Annotated in this window: 1 protein-coding gene and 1 pseudogene; both read left to right on the top strand. The window is 40.1% G+C overall.

Features of this window, described 5'->3' with window-relative positions; all coding sequences use genetic code 11:
- Window positions 1–218, top strand: a pseudogene (locus GSY74_RS06035) (cytochrome C oxidase subunit II); the annotation flags it as partial.
- 1 nt (window position 219) lies between these two features.
- On the top strand, window positions 220–1,709 hold a 1,490-nt coding region (locus tag GSY74_RS06030), incomplete at its 3' end, for a cbb3-type cytochrome c oxidase subunit I (RefSeq protein WP_164664201.1).

Genomic DNA, 1,709 nt, shown 5'->3' with positions numbered 1-1,709 from the left:
GACTCTTTAGAAAAGATGGTTCACTCGTAACTCAGATGCAGGTTAACCCACATAGCCGAAATGACTTAATGTGGAAATTCCCTAAAAATGGTCTTTATGACATTCGTTCAACAGAATACTCTGGTCCAAAAGGTGGACGACACATGACACTTAAAGAAGCTGTAGTGGTTCAAGGGTGTGACAGAGATGATGAGCTTTCAATGATAGGAGGTAAGTAAGATGAGTTTTATGAATACTCTAATAAATGGAAATGAGGGTGGTCTCAAAACTGATGGCTTAACACCAATGCAAAAGTTAACGCTTCGTGCAGTCATCATGGGAGTCCTTTTTTATGGTTTAGCTGTTTTAGAGGGTCAGTTGATGAGAACACAGGGAATAGTACCTGGACTTTTTGAAGAGTCTCACTACTTCTCTATTTTAACAGTTCACCCGATTATCGGTATTTTTGGGTCAACCTATCTGATTGTCTTTGGAGCGTTTACTTTCCTCGTTCCTTATTTGATGAAGAAGCCTCTTTACAGTATAAAGCTTGGTAACTGGACTTGGATATTGATTGCCGGTGGTGCTACTGCCTCTTGGATAGGTGGTGCTATTTTCCACTATGCTCCTCTCTACACGCTCTACTGGCCTCTACCTGTTGATTTTTCACAGTTTGATGCGGTGGGTGGATTGGTCTTTATTATTGGTATTGCAGTGATTATGATAGGAACTTTAGGGTTTATCTATAATATCTTTGCAACGGTTTTCTATACCGAAGAGGGTCATGAAAAACGACCGATGAAACCACTGCTTATCTCTGCGCTGGGGATTGATGGGTTCTTGAACATCTGGTACAAAATCACAGGTCGTGAGCCATATTCAAAAGATCCTGCTGTCTCTTTGCCAGTTGTTGCAATTTTCCGTGGTACGATTGATACTTTCCTTGATGCTTTGGTTATTTTGACTTGTGGTATTTTGATCTTAGTTTATATCATAGGTGATTTATCAGGTGTAGCAATGGACTATAGTTCAGTTAATGCACTTCTTTACAAAAATTTCTTTTGGTGGGGTCTTGACCTTATCGCAGATGGACTTGTACTTATCTATGTTGCCGGTACTTGGTATCTATTGGCGATGATGATTACTGGTAAAAAACTGTTCATGCAAAACATCGCTAGAGCAGCACTTTTACTAGAGCTTGTTGTATCTTGGATGGTATGGTCTCACCACCTTCTAGCTGACCAAGGTCAACCAAACATCATGAAACTTATCTCTGGTGAGATGGTTACAGCATTTGAGCTTATTACGCAAGGTATAGCGATATTTATTACACTTGTAACACTTTGGAGTGCGAAACCACTCAAAATGTCAAATGAATTAAAGTTCCTACTTGCCGGTCTCTTTGGGTTTATGATTGCGATTCCACCTGCAATTTTACAAGCGGATATGGGTCTAAACAGAATCTTGCATAACACACAGTGGATTATCTTTACCCATGTACACACAGCAATTTTGATTGGTCTGACGATGACACTCTATGCAGTTATCTATACACTCTTTCCAATCCTTACCAATGGTACAAAACTCTATAGTCAAAAAATAGCAAACTTCCACTTCTGGGCTCACCTTATTGGTGCGTTGGGAATGAGTGCCTTTATGGGTCTGGCAGCGATGGATGGACTTCTTAGAAGAACACTCTATGTTGAGGGAGAATATACTACGTATATGGT

It is taken from the genome of Sulfurovum sp. bin170 (assembly GCF_010892395.1).
GTDB lineage: Bacteria > Campylobacterota > Campylobacteria > Campylobacterales > Sulfurovaceae > UBA1140.
The sequence above is the reverse complement of the archived record's forward strand: the minus strand, read 5'-3'. Positions and strand labels throughout refer to the sequence as shown.